This window comes from Pedobacter sp. 22226 (assembly GCF_052045455.1).
Lineage (GTDB): Bacteria > Bacteroidota > Bacteroidia > Sphingobacteriales > Sphingobacteriaceae > Pedobacter > Pedobacter jeongneungensis.
Window position 1 is genome coordinate 516,900 of the sequence record NZ_JBQEPB010000005.1, and the last position, 23,053, is coordinate 539,952.

Annotated in this window: 20 protein-coding genes; 13 read left to right on the forward strand and 7 right to left on the reverse strand. The window is 38.5% G+C overall.

Annotation, left to right across the window (positions count from 1 at the left end):
* Positions 1–2: 2 nt before the first annotated feature.
* The 4 genes from ACTJKC_RS14345 to yihA all read right to left on the reverse strand — a co-directional run bounded on the left by ACTJKC_RS14345 (position 3) and on the right by yihA (position 6,532).
* Positions 3–2,426 carry an outer membrane beta-barrel protein gene (locus tag ACTJKC_RS14345; RefSeq protein ID WP_440792870.1) on the reverse strand — a complete coding sequence of 808 codons (2,424 nt, stop codon included), beginning with the start codon at positions 2,424–2,426 and terminating at the stop codon, positions 3–5.
* 616 nt (positions 2,427–3,042) lie between these two features.
* Entirely contained in the window at positions 3,043–4,749 is a 1,707-nt protein-coding gene (locus ACTJKC_RS14350; RefSeq protein WP_440792872.1) for a M3 family oligoendopeptidase, read from the reverse strand.
* Positions 4,750–4,832: 83 nt separating this feature from the next.
* Positions 4,833–5,690 (reverse strand): UbiA-like polyprenyltransferase, encoded by an 858-nt coding sequence (locus ACTJKC_RS14355; RefSeq protein WP_440792874.1) that lies wholly within the window; start codon positions 5,688–5,690, stop codon positions 4,833–4,835.
* A gap of 218 nt (positions 5,691–5,908) precedes the next feature.
* Entirely contained in the window at positions 5,909–6,532 is a 624-nt protein-coding gene (gene yihA / locus ACTJKC_RS14360; RefSeq protein ID WP_440792876.1) for a ribosome biogenesis GTP-binding protein YihA/YsxC, read from the reverse strand.
* A gap of 167 nt (positions 6,533–6,699) precedes the next feature.
* Between yihA and ubiE the strand changes: the two genes are divergently transcribed.
* The 13 genes from ubiE (at position 6,700) to murI (ending at position 18,792) form a co-directional block, all read left to right on the forward strand.
* A complete protein-coding gene (ubiE, locus tag ACTJKC_RS14365; RefSeq protein WP_344853048.1) occupies positions 6,700–7,431 on the forward strand; it encodes a bifunctional demethylmenaquinone methyltransferase/2-methoxy-6-polyprenyl-1,4-benzoquinol methylase UbiE in 732 nt (243 codons plus the stop codon).
* Positions 7,428–8,225, forward strand: a complete 798-nt coding sequence (locus ACTJKC_RS14370; RefSeq protein ID WP_440792878.1) for an outer membrane beta-barrel protein — start codon at positions 7,428–7,430, stop codon at positions 8,223–8,225. The genes ubiE and ACTJKC_RS14370 overlap by 4 nt, the downstream gene beginning before the upstream one ends.
* Positions 8,226–8,314: 89 nt before the next feature.
* Positions 8,315–9,076: an SDR family oxidoreductase gene (locus ACTJKC_RS14375; protein ID WP_440792880.1), complete on the forward strand. Its 762-nt coding sequence runs from the start codon at positions 8,315–8,317 to the stop codon at positions 9,074–9,076.
* 92 nt (positions 9,077–9,168) lie between these two features.
* The gene (locus tag ACTJKC_RS14380; protein WP_344853051.1) at positions 9,169–9,615 is read left to right on the forward strand and encodes a GatB/YqeY domain-containing protein; all 447 of its coding nucleotides are present in this window, start codon (positions 9,169–9,171) and stop codon (positions 9,613–9,615) included.
* Between the two features lie 182 nt (positions 9,616–9,797).
* Entirely contained in the window at positions 9,798–10,562 is a 765-nt protein-coding gene (locus ACTJKC_RS14385; protein WP_344853052.1) for an alpha/beta fold hydrolase, read from the forward strand.
* Entirely contained in the window at positions 10,562–11,224 is a 663-nt protein-coding gene (locus ACTJKC_RS14390) for a CBS domain-containing protein (RefSeq protein ID WP_344853053.1), read from the forward strand. The genes ACTJKC_RS14385 and ACTJKC_RS14390 overlap by 1 nt, the downstream gene beginning before the upstream one ends.
* Positions 11,225–11,233: 9 nt before the next feature.
* Positions 11,234–12,115, forward strand: a complete 882-nt coding sequence (locus ACTJKC_RS14395) for an NAD kinase (RefSeq protein ID WP_440792883.1) — start codon at positions 11,234–11,236, stop codon at positions 12,113–12,115.
* Between the two features lie 2 nt (positions 12,116–12,117).
* Complete coding sequence (locus ACTJKC_RS14400; protein WP_344853055.1) at positions 12,118–12,930, forward strand: DUF6089 family protein; 813 nt, start codon at positions 12,118–12,120, stop codon at positions 12,928–12,930.
* 19 nt (positions 12,931–12,949) lie between these two features.
* Positions 12,950–13,690: an isoprenyl transferase gene (locus ACTJKC_RS14405; protein ID WP_344853056.1), complete on the forward strand. Its 741-nt coding sequence runs from the start codon at positions 12,950–12,952 to the stop codon at positions 13,688–13,690.
* Positions 13,691–13,842: 152 nt separating this feature from the next.
* Entirely contained in the window at positions 13,843–16,386 is a 2,544-nt protein-coding gene (bamA, locus tag ACTJKC_RS14410; RefSeq protein ID WP_440792886.1) for an outer membrane protein assembly factor BamA, read from the forward strand.
* Between the two features lie 98 nt (positions 16,387–16,484).
* Positions 16,485–17,015, forward strand: coding sequence for an OmpH family outer membrane protein (locus tag ACTJKC_RS14415; protein WP_344853058.1), 531 nt, complete (start codon positions 16,485–16,487; stop codon positions 17,013–17,015).
* Positions 17,016–17,077: 62 nt separating this feature from the next.
* Positions 17,078–17,656 (forward strand): OmpH family outer membrane protein, encoded by a 579-nt coding sequence (locus tag ACTJKC_RS14420; RefSeq protein WP_344853059.1) that lies wholly within the window; start codon positions 17,078–17,080, stop codon positions 17,654–17,656.
* A gap of 317 nt (positions 17,657–17,973) precedes the next feature.
* Positions 17,974–18,792: a glutamate racemase gene (gene murI / locus ACTJKC_RS14425; protein WP_440792889.1), complete on the forward strand. Its 819-nt coding sequence runs from the start codon at positions 17,974–17,976 to the stop codon at positions 18,790–18,792.
* Between the two features lie 182 nt (positions 18,793–18,974).
* Here the strand turns inward: murI and ACTJKC_RS14430 are convergent, their stop codons facing one another.
* Genes ACTJKC_RS14430 through ACTJKC_RS14440 form a run of 3 tightly spaced genes read right to left on the reverse strand, consistent with a single transcriptional unit; the run spans position 18,975 to position 23,049 of the window.
* Complete coding sequence (locus ACTJKC_RS14430) at positions 18,975–20,114, reverse strand: cytochrome-c peroxidase (RefSeq protein ID WP_440792891.1); 1,140 nt, start codon at positions 20,112–20,114, stop codon at positions 18,975–18,977.
* A gap of 3 nt (positions 20,115–20,117) precedes the next feature.
* Positions 20,118–21,674, reverse strand: a complete 1,557-nt coding sequence (locus ACTJKC_RS14435; RefSeq protein ID WP_440792893.1) for a DUF6850 family outer membrane beta-barrel protein — start codon at positions 21,672–21,674, stop codon at positions 20,118–20,120.
* Between the two features lie 52 nt (positions 21,675–21,726).
* Positions 21,727–23,049, reverse strand: a complete 1,323-nt coding sequence (locus ACTJKC_RS14440; RefSeq protein ID WP_440792894.1) for a DUF4876 domain-containing protein — start codon at positions 23,047–23,049, stop codon at positions 21,727–21,729.
* Positions 23,050–23,053: the final 4 nt, after the last annotated feature.

The following is a 23,053-nucleotide window of genomic DNA, read 5'->3' on the forward strand; positions in this document are numbered from 1 at the left end:
TGCTATTTAATCCGGCCTTCTTCATCAGTTACGCTGGTTTTCCGCTCGCGTGTACCCTTAACGCTGCTACTGCCAAAAATGTAATTTAAACTAAGGCGATAAACCCTTGTTTCCTGTTTTTGGGTGAGGTTATAATCTAAGCCGGAAAGTGCACTGCTGATCCTTGCCTTTCTTGAATTAAGTACATCATTGGCAGCAAGCTTAACATTGAGCTTTTTATCAAAGAATGATTTTTTAAGTCCGAAGTCAATACCATAATATGGTTTAATGGCATAAGTGCCATAAATCTGTGATGATGCATACTCGCCCGAAAGTTCTGCCGCAGTTGTAGGGCTAAGCGTAAAAGTGTGACTGCTGTTAATCATGAAATTCACTTTCTTTCTGTCGTAGCCACCATTATCTAGGTTTGAGGTTTTGATCTGGTTGTAGGTACTGGTAAGCGTATTGTCCATGCTCCAGAATTTTGTAATCGCAGTAGGGTAGCCGATCGTTAAATCATAAGCGTATTGTTTATCCAGGTTTTTGACGGTTTGATAAAGTGTTTTCTTCTCGTTTTCTGGTAATAACACATCGATAATAAGGTTATTGGTAATGCTGTAACCCAGCGAAATATTCAATGTCTTTTTATAATTATAAGAAAGCTGAAAAGCATTGGTGTACTGTGGATTGAGAAAAGGGTTGCCCTGGCTAAAAGTATAGAGATCAACAAAATATACAAACGGATTAAGCGATTTATAATCGGGGCGATCAATTCTTCTGCTATATGAAAAACCGATTTCATGATTCGGATTTAAGGTTTGATTGAAGCTAAAACTTGGGAAAAAATCAAAATAACTGCGTTTCACGATCTTATTGTCATTAATAGAATTGCCTTTTGAGTTGGTCTGCTCCATTCTTAAACCGATTTCAACACTGGTTGATTTAAATTCGTGTTTTAATGTGGTATATGCTGCGTTGATATTTTCGTCGTAAATAAAATGGTTACTTCTGTTTACGTCATTCTTCCAGTCTGTTCCAATCAGGTTTTCGAATTGAAAATCGTTATCTGTACTTACCCAGCTGCTTTTTAACCCTAAATCTAATTTTGTGGTAGCGTTTAATGGCAATGTATAATCAATTTTTGCAGCCTTAATTTTGATAAATGAAGGTGTGGCATTCCTGAAAATGGTGGGCGATTTATAGTTTGAACCGTTTTGATCAAAAAAGAAGTTTTGGTAAAGGGTATTTTCTTCACTGTGGTATTTTGCATAATCTAAATCGATAGAAAATTCCTGGCCGAGCGTATCCAAAACACTTTTATAATTGAGATTATAGGCCTGGTTGCGGTATTTGTTTTTTGCAGGATTATCGGCAATGATCGAAGAATCGACTTTCGTGAAATTTTGCCCGATAGCCGTACCTCCGTTTGATGAGTCGTGGCCATTATTAAAATAACCTGTAGTTAAGAAACCCAAAGTATTTTTCTCATTAATGAAATAATCGATGCCCGCTTTGTAATTGTTGTTGTGTGTAGATCTGATTTGTGTGTTATATTGATGGAAATAAGTATCCTGATCAGCGCCTTTTGCTATCCTTAAAATATCGAGGTCTTCGTTTGCTTTATTGTTATTATTTGCAAAACTGCCAAAAATATTGACATTTTTATCCCGGTGGTTGATGGAGATCCCAGCATCGCTTTTCGCGTTTTTTCCGTATCCAAAGCCCAGATCTATACTTCCATTTGTGCCGTAACTGGTATTCTTTTTTAACTTGATATTGAGTATCCCTGCATTCCCTTCGGCATCATATCTGGAAGATGGGTTAGTCATCAGTTCGATCATTTTAATTTCATTACTGTTTAACGATCGCAGCCTTGTAGCCAGTTGTTCTGCTGATAAATATGTCGATTTTCCATCAATCAGCACATTTGCGCCTGATTTTCCTTTTATACTAATGATCCCATCCTGATTAACGGATACGCCTGGCATTTTAGCAAGGATTTCGAGCGCTGTATTGCCGGTTGCAACAATGCTGTTTTCTACATTCATTACCGTTTTATCGTTATGCCTTTCAATTAATGCTTTACGACCAGCAACCACAACGCTTTCGAGTTCTTTTACCCCAGCTTCGAGGTTAAAACTTAAATCCATATCGGTTTTGCCTGCAAATGACTGAAAAGTTTCTTCAACCATTTTATAACCCACTGCATTAACCACAACCTTGAAATTACCTTGTGGAAAGCCTTCCAATACATAATTGCCTTCTTTATCGGTGCTAACTATTTTAACAAACGAGGTATCTTTCAGGCTGGTGAATTTAAGGTTAGCTAAAACCTTAATTCCGTTTTTGGTAACCACCATACCTGTAATGCGGATTTTTGTATGCTGTGCATAAACGGTATTCCAAAATAATAGAGAGAGCATAAAATATGGAGCAAATATTTTCATTGTTAATTAGGGATCTGATGATTAGTTTTCCTTTTATCTGATTAGGAATTAAAACGAAACTAAATCATTAGGTGCATTAAGCAGTGGTTTTTAACAATGTTTAACCCAATTAACATTTTTTTACATAAAATAGTTCAGTGGTTCATTGGTCATTTGTTCATTGGTCTTTTCCAAAGTTCAGAGTTTAGTACAATAGCGATCGCTTTAGTTGAATCCCACTCGATTGGTTACGCTGAGCGGAGTCGAAGCGTATCTAAAGTTTCCGTGTTCTCTGTGTTTCCGTGGCAAAAAAAAAATCAATTGTTTATCGGTCATTTGTGTTGTGCAAAGTTCAGGGTTTGTTGCCAATGGCGGTGGTATTATTTAAATTCAATTCGGTTTGTCACGCTGAGCGAATTAGGAGCGTAAAGGTTTCCGTATTCTCTGTGTTTCAGTGGCAAAAAAAAATACAGGGTCTTAGCGGGACGCTAAAACCAGAACTAGTATTAATCTGTGTTCATCCTTTTTATCTGTGGTTCATAAAAACAAAAAAGTCGTGGCGAAACGCCACGACCCGTATGATGTAAAACGAGGTGAAAACCTTCCAGCCCTCCACCTTCAAACCTTTCACCTCTCCTTATCCCAGTTTCTCCAGTTCTGTTTTCACAAAACCGGCCAGTTCTTTCACATATTCTGCGCTGAAATCAAATTTAATACCTGCAGTTTCATATATTTCGTTCATTGGTTTGGTGTAGCCCAAAGAAAGTGCAGCCAGGTATTGCTCCAAAGCTTTTTCAGGATTTTCTTTATAGTTTTTCCAAACGGCAATGGCACCTAATTGCGCAATGGCATACTCGATATAGTAAAATGGAACTTCGAATAAATGAAGCTGTTTCTGCCATCCGTTACCAAATTGCTGTTCCAAATCTGTCCAATCGGCAAAACCAGCGCCAAAGCGGTTATAAATCTGTTTAAAAGTTTCTTCGCGGTCGGAAGCGGTGTGGTTAGGGTTGGTATAAATCCAGTGTTGAAACTGATCGATTACCGCAACCCAGGGTAATGTTTTTAACACATCGGCCAGCTGCTCTTTTTTAGCACGGTTTAAATCTTCTTCATTGTCGAAATAAACATCCCAGTTATCCATTGAGATTAACTCCATACTCATAGAGGCCAGCTCAGCAACCTCAGACGGACAGTGTTTAAAGTCGTTCAGCTCCAGGTTAGCTGTTAAAAAAGTATGGATGGCATGTCCTCCTTCATGAACCATTGTAGTTAAATCGCGCAGCGAGTTTGCCGAGTTCATAAATATAAATGGCGCTCCGGTTTCGGCCAGAGGATAATTGTAACCACCCGGTGCCTTGCCTTTTCTGCTCTCTACATCAAAAAGATTATTGGCTTTCATGGTAGCCAGTTTTGCACCCAATTTTTCGTCAATGGCGTTAAAACAGGCAATACTTTTATCTATCAGTTCTTCACCATTATTAAAGGGTTTTAAAGCTGGTTTACCACTTACGCTTACCTCCAGGTCCCAGGGTTTTAGTACCTCTAAACCTAATGCTTCGCGGCGTTTTTCAGCCTGTTCTTTTAAAATCGGAACAATTTCTTTTTCAATCGCATTGGCAAAATCATAACAATCCTGAGGCGTATAATCAAAACGGCCCAAAGCCTGGAACATGTAATCGCGGTAATTTTCGAAACCTGCATTTAACGCTACCTGGTTACGTAGCTTAATTAACTCATCAAACAGGATATTTAAGTCATCTTTATCAATCAAGCGGCGCTGCTGGATCGTTTTCCATGCATTTTCACGAACCTCGCGGTTTAAATCTTTAATGAAGATCGAAGCCTGCTCCAAAGTATATTCCTGTCCGTTAATTTGCACGCTCATTGCACCTGTGGTGCTTTGGTATTTCTGTTGTTTTACCTGTAATTCAGTAAACAGCTCAATGTTTTCGTCGCGGTAAAGTTCTAAAGCTTTTTTAATTGCACGGCTGTAAACGAAATACTTTTCCTTATCAAGTGCCTCCATAAACGGACTTTCTACAAACTTTTTATTCAGTTCGTTGCCTAACGGAGAAATTTTCGGTTCTATTTCTGTTGCAAAATATTGAAAGTTCTTTACCAGCTCTTCATTAGCGGTATCGCAACTCATTTTAATGTATCTCCACGCAAAATCTTCTTCCAAAGCGGCTTCCAGTTCCGAGCGGTCTTTTAGCCATTGCTCCAGTTCAGCTGCGTTGTTTATTTCGCGGTGTTGTAATTCAGTAAAAATCGGTTCTAAATTTTCCCAGGTAATGGTTAGTTCCTGCGGAATATATGTTCTGGGTTTTTTCGTTATCATCATAATATTTAATTATTGAATGTGAGAAGGATTGAATCAGAGAATGGTCATCACTCACTCATTTAAAACTCATTCATTCTCTCATTTTATTTATGTCTCAAATACGCATCTATTAAAAAGCATACGGCAAATACTACCGATGCATAACCATTTAAGGTTTGAAAAGCCCTGTTTACTTTGCTGATATCGTTAGGTTTAACCAATAAATGCTGATAAATCAACATCGAACAGAAAAACACAATACCTACGTAATAAACCCAGCTGAAAGATGTAAAAAACACTGGTAAAATTACACAGGTAGCCGATAACACATGTAGCAGCACTGAAACATTTAAAGCATTTTTGATGCCAAGCGCAGATGGAATGGAGTGTAATTTTTCTTCACGGTCAAATTCTTCGTCCTGTAGCGCATAGATAATATCAAATCCGCTTACCCAGAAAAGTACCGTTAACGAATAAAGTACAGGAACGAGGGCAAAATGTCCGGTAACGGCAATATAGGCACCAATTGGCGCCAGTGCAAGTCCTAAGCCTAATACCAAATGGCATAGTGCAGTAAATCTTTTAGTATAACTGTAAAATAAAACCACAAACAGCGCTACCGGAGATAAATAGAAACAAAGCGGGTTGATAAAGTATGTGGTAATGGCAAACAGGACACAGTTGATTATGACGAAAATCATCGCCTCATTTGCAGAAACCTTACCAGCCGGAATGTCCCTCATTTTTGTACGCGGATTTTTAGCATCGATATTCCGGTCCAGATAACGGTTAAATGCCATGGCAGAATTCCTTGCGAAAACCATGCAAAGCAAAACCAGAATCAGTTTATACCACGAAAATGGACTTTCGGTAGTGGTAACGCCCAGAAAGAAGCCAATCATGGCAAATGGAAGCGCAAAAACTGAGTGAGCGAATAATACGAGTGAAAAGTATTTTTTCATTTAATAGAAAGGGTTAACTGTATAAATTGGTTAACGGTTAATTGTGTTAGTTGGTTCAATGGTTTGATCGTTATAGTTGAAAATTTAATAGTTTAAAGAAAAATCAGTCGTTAAATAGATTTCTGAAACTTGCTATCGACAACCCAACCATGGACCATGAACTACAAAACTATTAACCATTGACCAATAAACTAAAGACTAATGAACTACTAAACCATCTAAAACTTTTTATAATCTGTCGGAACAACAAAGTCTTTATTCACCTCATAAATGAAATTTAAAACATCATCTTTTCCGTTTCCTTTTTCAGCAGATGTAATAAAGGTTGCCGGGATTTCTTCAAAAAACTCCCCTAATTTTTTCTTAAAGGCAGCTACATTTTTCTGGGTGGTGGTCATTCCCTGTTTATCGGCTTTAGTGAAAATCAAAGAAAAAGGAATCTGTTTTTCACCTAACCAGTAGCAAAATTCAATGTCAATTCCCTGAGGCTCCAAACGGCTATCAATTAAAACAAAAACGCACTGTAAGCTTTCTCTTTTGGTAATGTAAGCGCGGATAAATTTTTCCCATTTTTCTCTGCTTGTTTTCGAAACCTTGGCATAACCATAACCCGGCAAATCGACTATATACCATTTCTCATTAATTAGAAAATGATTAATTAACTGGGTTTTTCCTGGTCGCTGGGAAGTTTTGGCCAATCCATGCTGATTTACCAACATATTGATCAGGGAAGATTTACCCACGTTAGAGCGGCCAATAAATGCATATTCAGGCATTAATGGCGCCGGTAAAGCCGAAATCTGGGTATTGCTGCAAACAAATGTTGCCGTTTTGATAATCATAGGCGCAAAGGTAGGGTTTTGAGTCGGAAGTCCGAAGACCGAAGTCCGGAGTCCAATTTGATAATCTTTTTTAATCTCATTTTTGACAATACACTGAATACTTTGCGTCAAAGACTTCTGACTCCGGACTAAAGACTCCCGACTTTTATCTATCTTTGCCTCATATCATGAATCAGAATATCACCCCATACCAAGTAGAAGATGCAACTAAAAAAGAGCAGGTTGCAACCATGTTCAACAACATTTCGGGCACTTACGATTTTTTAAACCATTTTCTGTCGTTAGGCATTGATGTGTTGTGGCGTAAGAAAGCCATTAAAGAACTGGTTTCCATCCAGCCACGGATTATGCTTGATGTAGCTACCGGAACAGGCGATTTTGCCTTTGAAGCCATTAAAAAGCTTCATCCCGAAAAGGTAATCGGTGTAGATATTTCTGAAGGCATGCTTGATGTAGCCAGAAAAAAAATCAACGAGCGTAATTTGAACGAAACTTTTACCGTTCAGGTGGGCGATTCGGAGGGTTTACACTTCGAAGATGATACTTTCGATGCCATTACCTGTGCTTATGGCGTGCGTAATTTCGAAAACCTCGAAAAGGGATTAACCGATATGTACCGGGTGCTAAAACCCAATGGAAAAATGGTGATTTTAGAGTTTTCCAAACCAAAGGTATTTCCGGTAAAACAATTATATAACTTCTACTTTAAGCACATCACGCCGTTTTTTGGTAAACTGTTTTCTAAAGACCACAGGGCTTATACTTATCTGCCCGAATCGGTAGCGGCTTTCCCTGATGGAGAGGATTTTACAGGCCTGATGCAAAAAATCGGTTTCAAAAGTACCAAACAAAGAATTTTAACGTTTGGAATAAGTTCGATATACATAGGGACCAAATGATCAGAAAATTAAGCCTCATTCTTTCATTCTTCGCTGTTTCTGCAACTGCTTTTGCCCAAAACTGGGGTGGTGGTATAGATGATGAAGACTGGAGTTTTGGTTTTAATTTTCAATACATCTCTGCAGAATACAAAATCCTTAAAAAAACAAACTGGCGTGAGCCTTTTTACGAAGTACCAAATTCATTAGGGGTTTCTTATGATCCCAATTCGGGCATTCCTGTTACTTCGCGTTTAAATGCGATTTACAGTACCCCCTCGCAAGGGTTTGGACTGGGCTTTGTAATGAACCGGATGATTTCCGATAACTTTGATATCCGTGCAACCCCTTCACTTATATTCAGCGATAGGGTAGTCAGTTACGAATATGAACCAAAGGAACCGATTAACCTGGGTAACGGACAGACCAAAAATTTTCAATCACTGGTTGAGCGGAAAGTGCAGGCTACCATGTTCGAATTTCCACTGGGGATAAAAGTAAAATCCAACCGCCTGAACAATTTCAGGGCTTACTGGCTCGGTGGTGCAAAATACTCGATAGATATTGCCTCGAAGAAGAAAACCTTCGATGAAGGTGAAAGTCCGGTAAACAAATTGTTAAAAAATCAGCGTAATTATCTTTCTTACGAAACGGGGATTGGCTTTGATATTTATTTCGAATATTTCAAAATGTCGCCCGAAATTAAACTGTCGTATTCTAAAGGCGATCTGCTCCAGCATGACGATACCGTTTATGCCAATCCGATAGATAAGTTGAAATTACGTCAATTAACATTCAGTTTGATTTTTCAATAGTCCTGCAATTCAAAAAAACTTACCTTTGCTGATGTAGGTAAACCTTGAAGTGTTAGCTTGGGGCTTACCGTGACTTAAAATTCATAAACATGTCTAAAATTGCATTAATTACAGGCGCAACTTCTGGTATTGGCGAAGCCTGTGCACATACATTTGCCCAACAAGGTTACAATTTGGTGCTATTGGCGCGCAGAGAAGACCGACTGGCTAAAATTGCGCATCACCTTGAAGATAAATATGCCATCACCATTAAACAGGTTCTTGCTGATGTACGCGATAAAGATAGCCTTACCGCGGCTTTAGCAATTTTGCCTGCAGAATGGAAAAAAGTAGATGTGTTAGTTAACAATGCAGGTTTAAGTCAGGGTTTAGATCCGATTGATAAAGGCGATACCAACGATTGGGATACGATGATTGATACCAATGTGAAAGGTTTGCTTTATGTAACCAAAATTGTTTCCAACTGGATGATCCCTCATCAATCAGGCCATATCATCAACATCGGTTCTATCGCAGGTAAAGAGGTTTATCCAAATGGAAACGTATATTGTGCCAGTAAACATGCGGTTGATGCTTTAACCAAAGGCATGCGCATCGATTTGCTTAGCCACGGGATAAAAGTGACTGCAATTAACCCGGGTATGGTAGAAACCGAATTTTCGGTGGTGCGTTTTAAAGGCGACGAAGAGCGGGCAAAAAAGGTATATGAAAATTTTGAACCTTTAATTGCTGATGATATTGCCGATGCCATCTGGTACGTGGTGAGCAGACCAAAGCATGTAAATATTAACGACATGCTGATAATGCCAACCGCACAGGCAACAGCAACGATAGTGAATAAAACCCCCTAACCCCCTGAAAGGGGGGATTACGTGGGAAATTTAATAAGAAATAATTCAAATTAATAAAAAGAAAGCCCCTTTAGGGGTTTGGGGTAATAAAAATGATATCAGATACTATAAATCAGGAAATGAAAACAGCCATGTTGGCTAAAGACCAGGCAACATTACGAGGTTTAAGGGCAATTAAAGCTGCTTTACTTTTGGCTAAAACAGAAAAAGGTTCAGCCGAAGAAATTACAGAAGAAGCTGAGCTTAAAATCCTTCAGAAACTGATTAAACAACGTCGTGAATCTGCTGATATTTATAAACAGCAAAATCGCGAAGATTTATACCAGGTTGAAGAAGAAGAGATTGAAGTAATTAACCGCTTCCTGCCTAAACAGCTGGACAGGGCAGAAGTTGCCGCAATTATCGAAGAGGTAATCAAACAATCTGGTGCTACATCGGTTAAAGATATGGGGAAGGTAATGGGCCTGGCAAATAAAGCACTTGTTGGTAAAGCCGATGGAAAATTAATTGCCGAAATTGTTAAAGAAAAACTGGCTTAATTAAGGTAAAAGGTAGAGGTTTGAAAGGTTTAAGGCTAATTTATCGCCAGCTGCTAGCCGCTTTACGCATTACAAATGGAGTTTTTATACCGTTTTCGATTTTATTTCAGAAAAATGGCATAGAAATGCATAAATTTAATTTTACTCTACTAACTTAGTAGCACAATACCATCTAAATATATATGACTTACCCGATAATAGAAGAAGACGGATTTAAATACATCGAAGCTGGAAAAGGCGAGACACTGGTATTGCTGCACGGCTTAATGGGCGAACTAAGTAACTGGGAGCTTGTTATAGAGCACTTTAAAGACCGTTACCGTGTAATTATCCCGATTTTACCCATTTATGATCTGCCTATTTTAACCCTCGGTGTAAAGGCTTTATCCAGGTACATTCACCGTTTTTTAAAATATAAAAATTTAAACCAGGTAGTGCTTGTAGGCAATTCGCTTGGTGGCCACGTTGGACTGGTATTTACAGTTGCACATCAGGAATTTGTAAAAGCCCTGGTACTCACCGGAAGTTCGGGCTTATACGAAAATGCTTTTGGGGGTTCTTTTCCGCGCAGGGAGAGTTACGATTACATCAAAGAAAAAGTAGAATTTACTTTTTACGATCCGGCAACGGCAACCAAAGAACTGGTTGATGACGTATTTAAAACCGTTAACGACCGCTCGAGGGTAATCAGGATTTTAACCATGGCTAAATCGGCAATCCGCCACAACATGGCCAAAGAACTTTCAAAAATTACCATCCCTGTATCATTGATCTGGGGAAAAAACGATAAAGTTACCCCACCGGAAGTGGCAGAAGAATTTCACCAGTTGTTGCCAAATTCTGAATTAAACTGGGTAGATAAATGCGGGCATGCGCCTATGATGGAACATCCCGAAATATTTAATACCTTTTTAGATAAATTTTTAGATAGGATATTATTGAAATAATGTTTGCTGCAGAAATCATATCAGATGCAATTCCATCATTAAGAACCGCTGACACGGTGCAAAAAGCTTTAGATCGCATGAACGATTTTAAACTAAAGCATTTGCCGGTAGTTAACGAGGCTACTTTGCTGGGTTTGGTTTCTGAAGATGATTTATTAAATATCCCTGATCACGATACCCTTTTAAGTGATGCTGCCGTAAATACACTTAATGTTTTTGTGCTCAACAATGCACATACTTATGATGTAATCAGGCTGTTGAGCCAGTTAAAACTTACTGCTGTTCCGGTACTGGATCAACAGAAAAATTATGTAGGCTTAATTTCCATCAATAATATGGTTAATGCCGTAGCAGAACAATACGCCGTAAATGAACCCGGTGGAATTATTGTGCTCGAAATCAGCAACCGTGATAATTCACTTGCGCACATCGCTCAGATTGTTGAAGCCGATAATGCACAGGTACTCTCTTCTTACGTAAACGCTTTCGAAGATTCTACACGTTTAGAAGTAACGCTCAAAGTAAATAAAACAGAAATTACTTCATTGGTAGCTTCTTTCGAAAGGTACGATTACCTCGTTAAAGAAGTATATAATAACACACAGATTGATGATGGGTCGCAGGAGCGTTACGATTCTTTCATGAATTATTTAAATGTATAAACCTGCTTTATGAGGATTGCAATTTACGGGAGAGATTTTAATGATACGGTTTTGCCCTATGTTCAGGAGGTTTTTGATCATTTTGCCGAACATCATATCCAACCCGTTTTATATTCTAAATTTAAGACATCCCTTCACGGCAAAATCAAACTGCCCTCAAATACCCTTATTTTTCATGACCACGCCGAGCTTAAAGACCATGCTGATGTATTGCTGAGCCTGGGTGGTGATGGGACCTTGTTAGATACATTATCGCTAATCCGCAATTCTGGGATCCCCGTAATCGGGATTAATTTTGGCCGTTTGGGTTTTCTGGCGAGTATCAATAAAAATGAAATCGGACAGGCATTAAAGGCCTTGAGCAATGGCGAATATACTTTAGATTCCCGCTCGTTATTAACTTTAGAATCGGATAATGGCTTATTTGGCGAAGAAAACTTTGCTTTGAACGATATTACGATCCACCGACGCGATAATTCGGCCATGATGATTATCCATGCCTCCATGAACGGTGAGTTTATTAATTCTTACTGGGCAGATGGATTGATTATTGCCACCCCAACAGGATCTACCGCTTATTCACTAAGCTGCGGCGGGCCGATTATTTACCCCGATTCCAAAAACTTTGTAATTACGCCCATTGCACCACATAATTTAAATGTTAGGCCGGTAGTGGTTCCTGATGGCAACACCCTCTCTTTTGAGGTAGAAGCCAGGGAATCGAAATTCCTCGTTTCCTGCGATAGCCGCACGGTAACAGTAGAGCGTTCGGTTAAAATCAGCATCAAAAAAGCCGATTTTTGCATAAATCTGATCCGCCTTAACAATGAAACGTACTTAAACACGTTAAGGAATAAATTATTATGGGGCATTGATACCCGTAACTACTAAGTATGACGCCAGGCAAACAGCTATTCATTATCCTCTTTTTCTTCTTTAGCGGGCAGCTTGTCCATGCACAGCGTGCACCTATAGGCGAACCCTCCTGGGAAGTTGGGCTGATGGCTGGTGGGGCAGGTTATATTGGTGATCTCAATCAAAACAATCCTTTATATATTAGTGGTTTATCTGGCGGGGCTTATGTGAAGCGGAATTTTAACCAATACCTGGGTGTTCGTTTAAATTATACCTATGGAGAGGTAAAAGCTGATGATTCCTATTCGAGCAGTGAGCAGTTCCGTGAGCGGAACCTGCGTTTTAGAACTTCATTGAACGAATTTAGCGGACTGGTGGATTTTAATTTTTTTAATTTCAACCTTGGTGGCGGAACGAGGCAATTTACGCCATACCTCTTCACCGGGGTGGGTTTACTGGTATTTAAACCAACTGTAAAAGTAAACGGCGAGCGGTACCGGTTAGATCGCCTGGCTACTGAGGGGCAGGAAAACGGCTATAAAAATGCAGTTTTAACCATTCCATATGGCCTGGGCTTAAGGTATAATTATAAAGATACCTGGAGTGTTTTTACCGAACTGGGTTACAGAACACCTTCTACCGATTATATTGATGATGTAAGCGGCCGCTATCCGGTTAATCCCGTATTTGTTGGAAATGGCCAGAATCAGGTGAATTTATCCGATCCTTCACGTTATCAAATTGGACAGCCAGGCACACAAAGAGGCGATTTTCGAAAAAGGGACACTTATCTATTTGTTAGTGTTGGCATATCTTTTACCTTTGTATCCTCAAAATGCTATTCCTTTTAAGCTGATTTTGACATAATTAATGGGATTTAAAGAACAAATAGACTATAGCCGCCTGCCAAAGCACATTGCCGTAATCATGGACGGTAATGGAAGATGGGCGAAAGGCCAGGGTAAAGTGAGGGTTTTTGGCCATGAACAAGGTGTACTTTCTGTGAAAGACATTGTAGAAGGCTGCGTGGAAGTAGGTATCGAGTACTTAACTTTATATGCATTTTCTACCGAAAACTGGAACCGGCCTAAAGAAGAAGTGGATGCTTTGATGCAGATTCTTATCTCCACCATCAATAAAGAAACCGAAACACTTAATAAAAACAACATTAAGCTTAACGCGATTGGCAACATTGCATCTTTACCGCAGGAGTGTATTGATGATTTGAAAGAAGCCATGGAAAAAACGGCCCATAACGAGAAATGTACACTAACACTGGCATTAAGTTATAGTGCAAAATGGGAAATTATAGAGGCGGCCAAAAAAATAGCATCAGCTGTAAAAGATAATGCGATATCGTTAGATGATATTGATGAAAACCTGTTTTCGTCTAAACTCACCACCGTAAATATACCCGATCCGGAGTTGATGATCAGGACCAGCGGAGAGCATCGGATCAGCAATTATCTGCTTTGGCAAATGGCTTATACAGAGTTTTATTTTACCGATGTTTTATGGCCGGATTTCAGACGTGAGGATCTTTTCGAGGCTATTGTAGACTATCAAAAACGCGAACGCCGTTTTGGCAAAATTAGTGAACAATTAAACTAATTTTTCTTTTAACACTTTTTAACAAGCGTTTAAACTAACTTAGCACCACTTTTATACGATAAATGAAACCATAATAAGGGAAACACAATAAAGAAAAATTTGCTTTATAAAACATTGTTACCTTCGTGGCCATTACTGAACAAATTATTTTAATGAAAAGAATATTTCAAGTTTTAATTCTACTAGTTTTAGCCGCTCCGGCCTTCGCTCAAGTACGTCCACAAGGTCAGGCACCGGCAACCCCTTCTTTAAAGGTTGGTGGCTTAGATCTCGATTATTTTAGTCCAAAAGAATATATCATCGGTGGTACCACAGTAACAGGAACCCAATATTTAGATAAAGAAGTTTTAATTACACTATCTAAATTAACCAAGGGCGATAAAATCGTTCTTCCTGGCGAAGCAACTTCCGATGCAATTAAAACGCTTTGGGCGCAGGGATTGTTTGATGATGTTAAACTTAATATCCAAAAATTTGTTCAGGATTCTGTTTACTTCGAAATCGAAGTAGTAGAACGTCCGCGTTTAAGCTCCATCGATTTAAAAGGTGTTCGTAAATCTGAAAAAACCGCCATTCAGGAAAAACTGAATGATAAAACCGGTAAAATCGTAAACGATAACTTATACAACACAACTTCAGCCATTGTTAAAAAGTACCTGTTGGATAAAGGCTTTTTCTTTACCAAAATTGATTATAAAACCCGTAAAGATCCAAATGCCGAAAACAGTGTGGTGTTAGAAGCCTATATTGATAAAGGTCACCGTGTTAAAGTTCAGCATATCGATTTTACCGGTAACAAAGATTTTAAAGCAGCAAAACTTAGAAAATACCTTAAAAACCCTAAACAGTTTACCTGGTGGCGTTTTTATGGTTCCGGAAAATTCTCAAAAGAGAAATATGAAGAAAATAAGGTAAAAATGATTGCTAAAATGCATGAAAAAGGTTACCGTGATGCTGAATTATTAAAAGATACTATCTACCAGTACAATAAAAAGAAGGTTAACATCAGGATGGACCTTTATGAAGGTAAAAAATATTATTTCGGTAACATCACCTGGGCTGGTAATGCCATTTACCCGGATAGTATTTTACAGAAAGTATTAACCATCGAAAAAGGTGATGTTTTTAGTGAAGAAAGATTAAACAAAAAATTAAACGGTGGTGGCGAAAACGGTGGCGACATTAACAGTATGTACACCGATAACGGATACTTAACTTTTAACATCGATCCGGTACAGACCAAAATTTACGGCGACACCGTTGATGTGGAGTTACGCATGTATGAAGGTCCGCAGTACACCAACAACCGCATTACTTTAAAAGGTAACACCATTACCAATGATAAAGTGGTTTTGCGTGAGATCCGTACTAAACCGGGACAAAAATTTAACAAAAGTGATTTGATCCGTACCATCCGTGAGATTGGTCAGTTGGGTAACTTTGATGAATCTAAAACGGTTCCTACGCCTCGCCCTAATCCGGCCGATGGTACTGTAGATATCGAATATGCAGTAGAAGAAAAACCTTCAGATCAGATTGAGTTATCAGGTGGTTTTGGTGGTGGCCGTATCATTGGTACACTGGGCTTAACCTTTAACAACTTCTCATTACGTAACCTGTTTAACTTAAAAGCTTACAAACCTTTGCCAAAAGGCGACGGACAGAAATTAAGTTTACGTGGACAAACCAACGGTAAATATTACCAATCGTACAGTTTCTCCTTCTCACAACCCTGGTTTGGTGGCGAGAAACCGGTTAGCTTTGGTGTAAGTGCATTTACCTCATTACAATCAAACGGTTTAAGTAATGGTGATGCAGCTTTTCAAAAAATCCGTTTAAATGGTGTAACCGTTAGTTTAGGCAGAAGGTTAAACTGGCCGGATAACTATTTCCAGTTAACCCACGCGGTGAGTTTGCAACAATATATCTTAAATAACTATACCGGTTATTTATTTAACACCGGTACTTCTTATAACTTAAGTTTATCGCAAGAAATCAGCCGCGATTCAAGGGATTCGCCAATCTTCCCTAAATCAGGATCGTTCTTACGTTTTACTATTCAGGCTACGCCACCATATTCATTGTTTAACAAAGTGAATTACGCTACGGCATCCGACAGGGAAAAATACCGCTTTACCGAATACCACAAATGGAAATTCGATTCGCAGTGGTACCAACGTGTTGCTGGTAACTTAGTAGTAAAAGCACAGGCGCAATTTGGTTTCTTAGGTCAATACAACAAAGCAGTGGGCCAGTCAGCATTCGAGCGTTTCAAACTGGGTGGTGATGGTATGCAGGGATTTGATTTCTTACAGGGTTCTGAGCTGATCGCTATGCGTGGTTATGCAAACAACACCGTTATTCCAAATGGTTCTGATCCAAGTATTGCGCAGCAGTCTGGTAGCCCGATTTACACCAAATATGTATTAGAGGCGCGTTATCCGGTAATTGCAAGTCAGCAGGCTACCGCATTTGTTTTAGCCTTTGCTGAGGCGGGTAACACCTGGAACAGATTTGGTGATTTTAATCCTTTTAACGTTAGGAGATCAGTTGGTGTAGGTGCCCGTATTTTCTTACCGATATTTGGTTTATTAGGTATCGATTACGGACATGCATTTGACAGGATCCCTGGAGTTGCAGATGGAGGAAAGCAAAACTTTACTTTTAGTATCGCACAACAATTAGGTGGATTTTAATTGATAAAGAACAAAAAAATAACTAATTATGCAATAAATCGTTGCAAGATGAGTTTAAAGAAAGCTTAGGTTATTAATTATCATTAATACACACAAAAATGAAGAAATATCTTTTTATCGCATTGCTGCTTTGCACTTCTATTGGTGCCTTTGCACAGAAGTTTGCTTATGTAGACACCGAGTATATCTTAAAACATTTGCCAGAATATAAATCGGCATTAAGTCAACTCGATGTAGCCTCTAAACAATGGCAGCAACAGGTTGATCAGAACTTTTCTGAAATCGACAGGATGTATAAAGCTTATCAGGCAGATCAGGTTTTATTAACAGATGATATGCGCAAGCGCCGTGAAAACGAAATCATCGAGAAAGAAAAACAGGCTAAAGAATTTCAACGTTCTAAATTTGGCCCCGATGGTGATCTTTTTCAAAGCAGAGCCAAATTAATTAAGCCCATTCAGGATAAAGTGGCTGAAGCCATTAAACAAATTGCAAAATCCAAATACTTAGATTTCATTTTCGACAAGAGTAGTGAAGCTACCATGATGATTTATGCAAGCAGCAGTTACGACGTTAGTAATGATGTAATTGTAAAATTAGGTTACAAGCCAGGGACTGTAAATAATTAGTATATTCGCCCCTGATTTTTAGAAAAAACAATTAGAAAAAAATAAAAAAGTAAAATAGAACGATGAGAAAGTTAATTAACGTATTCTTTGTAGCAGCAGGTTTAATGTTTACAGCGAATATGGCAAGTGCACAACAAAAATTGGGTCACATTAATTCTGAAGAGGTATTCGCAAATTTACCAGAGGCTAAAGCAGCTCAAACAACTTTAGAAACCTTAGGTAAACAAAAACAAGCTGATATTGATGCAATGATCAAAGAATATCAGACCAAATTGTCAGCTGCTCAGGCTAAAGAAAAAACTTTGAGCGAAGCTAACAAAGAAACTGTAGGAAAAGAGTTACAGGTTGCCGGACAGGAATTACAGGATCTTGAAAAACGCATCACTGATGCACGTACTAAAGCTTCACAGGATATAGGTACAAAACAAGGTGAGTTGTTCCAGCCAATCCAGGCTAAAGTTGCAACTGCAATTTCTGCTGTAGCTAAAGAAAAAGGTTTAGCTTACGTTTTCGATATCGCAAACGGACAAGGTGGTAACAATTTGGTTTTCTGGGAAGGTGGTGATGATATCACTGGTTCAGTTAAAACTAAATTAGGAATCACTGCTACTGCTGCAAAACCAGCTGCACCTAAAAAGTAGTCGTGAGTAGTGAGTTAGGAGTCATCAGTCTCCTTACCAATTCAAGATATAAAGCGGAATTAAGTTTATCTTAGTTCCGCTTTTTTTATAGAGGAGTTTAAAGATTGGGAGGTTCCATTCAGGGTGTTTTAAGGTTGAAAAGTTTAAAGATTGGAAGGTTTTGTCCGAAAGATGTTTTAAGGTTGAAAGGTTTAAAAGTTTTATTCATAATGCCATTAAAACATTTCAACTATACCAACGTTTAAACTTTCCAACAACACCAACATTTCAACTTTTCAACCTAACTTTACAACATTCCAACTTTTTAACATCAACCCATGCAAAACGCTTCGCCTATAGGTATTTTCGATTCCGGTTATGGTGGTTTAACGGTATTCCGTTCGATAGCCGATAAATTGCCCGGTTATAATTATATCTACTTAGGTGATAATGCGCGTTCGCCCTATGGCGATCATTCTTTCGATACCATTTATAAATATACTTTAGAATGCGTGGAATGGCTCTTTGCAAAGGGATGCCGTTTGGTCATTCTCGCCTGCAATACAGCCTCTGCAAAGGCTTTAAGGACAATCCAGCAGAAAGATCTTCCTGTTAAATATCCAGATAGGAGGGTGCTGGGCGTAATCAGGCCTACGGCCGAAGTAATCGATAGCTATACCCAAAGTAAACAGGTTGGTGTAATGGGCACCCGGGGAACGGTTAATTCGCAATCCTATCTGTTAGAGATCAATAAATTTTTTCCTGAAATTAAGGTGTATCAACAAAGCTGCCCGATGTGGGTACCGCTGATCGAGAATAATGAACATTTACAATCAGGAGCAGATTTTTTTATCAATGAGTATTGCGATCAGTTATTGTGTCAATCCAAAGATATTGATTGTGTTCTGCTGGCCTGTACCCATTATCCGCTGTTAATGCCCAAACTGAAAAAGGTATTTCCAGATCATATCAACGTGCTAACGCAAGGGGAAATTGTTGCTGATAGCTTGATCGATTATTTGGCAAGACATCCTGAGATAGAAGAAAAACTGGCCAGAAATGGTGAAAGGCATTTCTACACCAGCGGTGATCCAATTGCTTTCGATGAGCACGCCTCGATATTTTTCGGTGAAGCGCTGAAATCGGGTAAAATGTAGATGTGGTTAATTGCTGAGAACGGTTAATCGGTTAATTGTTAACTGAAACAATGGTTAAAATTGCTGAATTGTTACTGCCAGCTCATGATTTTACAGCCGTCCGTGGTGCAAGGTTTCTAAGTCATTATGCCTTAAAATCGGCTAAATCTACTCCAAACGCTCAACGACAAACTTCAAACTGTTTACTCCGGCAATTTCTCTACACGAACAAGAACGGTGGGCGAAGACAAGGCCTCTAAAAATGCAACAACGGCATCTTTTTCTGCAATACTCAATTTAAGGCCTTTTAGTAATTTATCGTTCTTTGGCAATAAAGGATCATTAACCTGCTCCGGTTTTACGCGTTGTACCGGCATGCCCACATTGTACATATTCATCACACCATCCATATCAGGGAATAAACCATTGTGGAACCATGGAGCGGTTTTCATTACGTTTCTCAAACCTGGCGTTTTAAATTTGCCCACATCTTCAGGTTTCTTGGTAACATTATACAAACCTAAATCCTCATATTTACGGCCAAAATAGGTTAAGCCATCGTTATGAAATTCGTTATCCGTAAAAAATGGTCCGTTGTGGCAATTAATACAGCGTGCCTTGGTGCGGAATAAATGCAGGCCCATCAGCTGTTGGTCGGTCAGGGCTTTTTTATCTTTCGCCAGGAAACGATCAAAAGGTGTTCTTCTGCTTACAATACTGCGTTGAAAAGTGGCCAGGCTTTCGAAGATTCTTTTATTGGTAATTTCTTTTGAACCAAAGGCAGACTTAAAATAAGGCTGATAACCTTTAATCTTGCTGAGTTTTTTAGATAAGGCTTTCATGTCCTGGTGCATCTCGTTATGTGCCGCCACCGGACTTCCGGCTTGCTCTTCTAAATTTGTAGCCCGGCCATCCCAAAACAGGCGTTTGTAAAACCAAACATTCTCTAAAGATGGTGCATTGCGGATATTGGCCAAATGATCGTGCCCGATTGAAACCTGGCGGCCATCCGTCCAATGTAAATCTGGTGCGTGGCAACTGGAGCACGAAATCTGGTTGGAACCCGATAAACGCGGATCAAAAAATAAAATTTTACCCAGCTCTACTACATTCTTTACCGAATCGTTTTTAAGATCAACAGGAGAGGGTGGAAGTTCGCCCAGTTCCTGAAAAACTGCACCTTTATCTACCGTTGGTTTTGGCCATTGATCGGTAGGTTTTGAATAAACTTTGCGGAGGCTATCTATGCTCAGTTCATCGTCGTTATTAAAATCTGCTGATTGAAAAGAAAACAGGATTAATCCGGTAAGGGCAAGAGCAAGAAGGGCAAAAATTTTATTCATGGGCTAAAAATACAGGTTTAAGCTGATATTGGAAGAAAAACGATCTTTGCCGGGGCTGTAAGTAAAATTATTGTCTTTTACCTTTTCCTTGTTTAAATAGGTGGCACTAGCTTTTAGCCCAGCCTGAATCTCATTAAATACTTTAAAGCTATAATCTGCTGTAAGGCTTCCTCCAAGCCTGGTCGAAGTGTTATAGATATAATCAAAATAAATTACTCTTTGCGTAAATTGACCGATGTTGACAGCTGGTATGTTAAAGTAATTATTTAACGGTATATTGTAAATTCCTGTTAAGCTAAAACCTAAAATATTGTTGTTTTTAATTATTCTATTATAGCCAAATCCAACATGTAAATCCAACCTATTGTATTGAACGTCATTGCCTGTTAAACCATCTTTCCTTTGCTCTTCGTATTGGTTTGTGTTGATAAAATAATTATAGATGTTGTTGTTGTTGTTAACTGATAAATTGGTTTTTAACGATAAACTATTGTGGTTGTATATATAGTTATTGGCCATATAAACGTAGTTTAAATCTTTACCTTCAGTATTGGCATAACTAACAACTGCAGAAAATTTACTATTCTTTAAATGCTTTAGCCATAATAAAGAAAATGTATTTGTTTTTAGGTCAAAGTCATCAAAATAAGTAAAACCTTCGCTGCTGGTATCTAAAAATCTTTGTTTCTCATTTAAATAGGCATACGTAAAATAAAAATCTCCAAACATTGATTTGGTGAAGTTTAAATATCCATCTATTCCACTGCGTTTTTGATCGTCTTTATAACCCATGGCCGTAGTTTTTATATATGCCTCACCATAACCTTCAATCAAATAATTATAATATGCAGGGAGTAGCGTAACCTGGGAGTAGCTTGTAGATTTATAGGCAATATTAAATCGCTCCTGACCATATCCATAGCGATATGCTGCACCTATTTTTAGCTGATCGAAGAAAGTATAACCCAGGGTTCCAACTAAATTTAACTGAAAGTCATTAACCGAACCCCTTGGATCATTTGTAGAGAAGTGATTTCCTATCCTATAATCTGCACCGACACCGATGGGCAAATTTTTATTGATTAAATTCTTTTCTGCAAGTGTTTTTAGGTTATAAACAACCCGTTCGTAACTTGAGTTGATTGGGGATCCAAAATAATAAGGTGCTGTAGGGGTATTTCTGGTTTGGTGGTTATAAATAGTGCTATCCTCAAATGTTTTTGTATAGCTGAAAGAGCCCCAAAGATTTAATTGCTTTAGTTTGGTAATACCTTCGGTTTTTAAAAACATTGAGTTAAACTTACTCGCATCCTGTGCAGCCATTAAAGTCCCTTTAGCGTAAACGTAGCCTAAATTAATAGAACTGTATTTGGCAGGCATTAAATCATTAATATTAAAAGGAGAGTTTTTGGCAAATTCATATCCGTTAAATGAAACTGAATCAATATTAAATAATTTGTTTTTTAAACTGATATTGGTTGCAGATGTATCTATGTGCTGGGCAAAAACTACTGAACATAAACAGTGTGTGGACAACCATAATAAAAATATTTTTTTCATCTTGTATATTGATTAACCGATCATTGATAAAAAATCGGTTAGGTATTTATAGTTATTTAAATCCTCTTGGGTTGGCTAATGTGAAATAATCAAAATCTTCAGAAGAATTGTTTGTATCTTTTAAAATGATCCTGCCGTTTTCTGTTGCGGCTGTTTTTCTGATTACAGATTGAGAACTGTAAGAACTATTGGGCACATAAGTGTAGCCTGCATCTAATGAAGCCACCAGTTTTTTTGGCACCCTTGCCGAAGCTGTACTTGGTTGTATTTCTACGGCATCAATAATCAGTTTGTTCGGAATCTGATAATATTTATCTGCTCCTGATGATGGCAAAGCAATAGTTGGGTAAGGGAATTGAGGTAATTTTTTAACTTCGGTAATACCATCGCCTTTAAATATGGCATAACCTGTTCTGCCTGGTGCATCCAAAATTAAATCTGTACCAAAGTAAGATAGTACTTCAACATTTGGTACCGCAGGATTGTCTACATCAGAAGCAAGAGGTTTAGCTAGAAATGGAGCATAGTAAGCTTCAAAATCAGCACCGCTTAAATCGATGGTTAACGAAGGATCCCGTACCGTAATTGTTTTACCATCGCTACCTGTAAAAGGCGCTTTATGATTGATGGCTGTTTGTGCAATTACAATACTTTTACCCGGCTGAACAGGATATTGTTTTCCTGTTCCGGGGATCATTAACAGGGCCCGGGGATAAATGTAATCATTGTTTGCATCTACATTGGATGGCATGTTCTGCGATTTATTCCAATCATACTGTCCATTAGGTTGGGTATAATAGGTCGAGCCTGTGTAGTTCTGTTTTCCTGTTAATTCGCCGATATATAAGCTGTCGGCATAAAGTACAGAGTCCGTATTGTTGTAAATTTCAATAAACTGATCGCGGAAACTTGCTCCCGTAGTTGTATTGGAACCGGCATAATAAATTTGTTTGATAAGCCAGTTGCCTATGGTGCCCGATACCAGGTTAAGCTGGATGTTGCCCGCATTGCTTTGGGTAATGGTAAGATTTTTACTCGAAGCATTAAATATTATTGGTTTATCAACGATTTCGCCGGTTAAACTGGTGTAGCTAGCAGCAGAAATGGTAATGCTTGCGCTAATATCATATTTGCCCTGGGCGATACCCGAAAGCGATGCCGTACCGGTTGCATCTGTTTTTAATGTTTGGGATACGTTGGTATTGATATTTTTTATATCGATTTTTATATCCAATAAGGGCAGTTTTTTCCCAATCTCATCTGAAGCATATTTAGTTGCTATTTTGAGATCAACAGGTTTTATCTCCGGCTCCTGATTTTTTTTACATCCGGAAATAACGATTGCCGAAAGAAGAAATATTAATAATTTTTTCATATCA

What these genes read in the sequence shown, in the direction of transcription:
- ACTJKC_RS14405 (WP_344853056.1), top strand. Translation starts at nt 12,950, where the DNA reads ATGGGATTTAAAGAACAAATAGACTATAGCCGCCTGCCAAAGCACATT.
- ACTJKC_RS14385 (WP_344853052.1), top strand. Translation starts at nt 9,798, where the DNA reads ATGACTTACCCGATAATAGAAGAAGACGGATTTAAATACATCGAAGCT.
- ACTJKC_RS14355 (WP_440792874.1), bottom strand. Translation starts at nt 5,690, where the DNA reads ATGAAAAAATACTTTTCACTCGTATTATTCGCTCACTCAGTTTTTGCG.
- ACTJKC_RS14345 (WP_440792870.1), bottom strand. Translation starts at nt 2,426, where the DNA reads ATGAAAATATTTGCTCCATATTTTATGCTCTCTCTATTATTTTGGAAT.
- yihA (WP_440792876.1), bottom strand. Translation starts at nt 6,532, where the DNA reads ATGATTATCAAAACGGCAACATTTGTTTGCAGCAATACCCAGATTTCG.
- ACTJKC_RS14430 (WP_440792891.1), bottom strand. Translation starts at nt 20,114, where the DNA reads ATGAATAAAATTTTTGCCCTTCTTGCTCTTGCCCTTACCGGATTAATC.
- ACTJKC_RS14435 (WP_440792893.1), bottom strand. Translation starts at nt 21,674, where the DNA reads ATGAAAAAAATATTTTTATTATGGTTGTCCACACACTGTTTATGTTCA.
- ACTJKC_RS14415 (WP_344853058.1), top strand. Translation starts at nt 16,485, where the DNA reads ATGAAGAAATATCTTTTTATCGCATTGCTGCTTTGCACTTCTATTGGT.
- ACTJKC_RS14390 (WP_344853053.1), top strand. Translation starts at nt 10,562, where the DNA reads ATGTTTGCTGCAGAAATCATATCAGATGCAATTCCATCATTAAGAACC.
- ACTJKC_RS14380 (WP_344853051.1), top strand. Translation starts at nt 9,169, where the DNA reads ATGATATCAGATACTATAAATCAGGAAATGAAAACAGCCATGTTGGCT.
- bamA (WP_440792886.1), top strand. Translation starts at nt 13,843, where the DNA reads ATGAAAAGAATATTTCAAGTTTTAATTCTACTAGTTTTAGCCGCTCCG.
- ACTJKC_RS14395 (WP_440792883.1), top strand. Translation starts at nt 11,234, where the DNA reads ATGAGGATTGCAATTTACGGGAGAGATTTTAATGATACGGTTTTGCCC.
- ACTJKC_RS14375 (WP_440792880.1), top strand. Translation starts at nt 8,315, where the DNA reads ATGTCTAAAATTGCATTAATTACAGGCGCAACTTCTGGTATTGGCGAA.
- murI (WP_440792889.1), top strand. Translation starts at nt 17,974, where the DNA reads ATGCAAAACGCTTCGCCTATAGGTATTTTCGATTCCGGTTATGGTGGT.
- ACTJKC_RS14440 (WP_440792894.1), bottom strand. Translation starts at nt 23,049, where the DNA reads ATGAAAAAATTATTAATATTTCTTCTTTCGGCAATCGTTATTTCCGGA.
- ACTJKC_RS14350 (WP_440792872.1), bottom strand. Translation starts at nt 4,749, where the DNA reads ATGATGATAACGAAAAAACCCAGAACATATATTCCGCAGGAACTAACC.
- ubiE (WP_344853048.1), top strand. Translation starts at nt 6,700, where the DNA reads ATGAATCAGAATATCACCCCATACCAAGTAGAAGATGCAACTAAAAAA.
- ACTJKC_RS14420 (WP_344853059.1), top strand. Translation starts at nt 17,078, where the DNA reads ATGAGAAAGTTAATTAACGTATTCTTTGTAGCAGCAGGTTTAATGTTT.
- ACTJKC_RS14370 (WP_440792878.1), top strand. Translation starts at nt 7,428, where the DNA reads ATGATCAGAAAATTAAGCCTCATTCTTTCATTCTTCGCTGTTTCTGCA.
- ACTJKC_RS14400 (WP_344853055.1), top strand. Translation starts at nt 12,118, where the DNA reads ATGACGCCAGGCAAACAGCTATTCATTATCCTCTTTTTCTTCTTTAGC.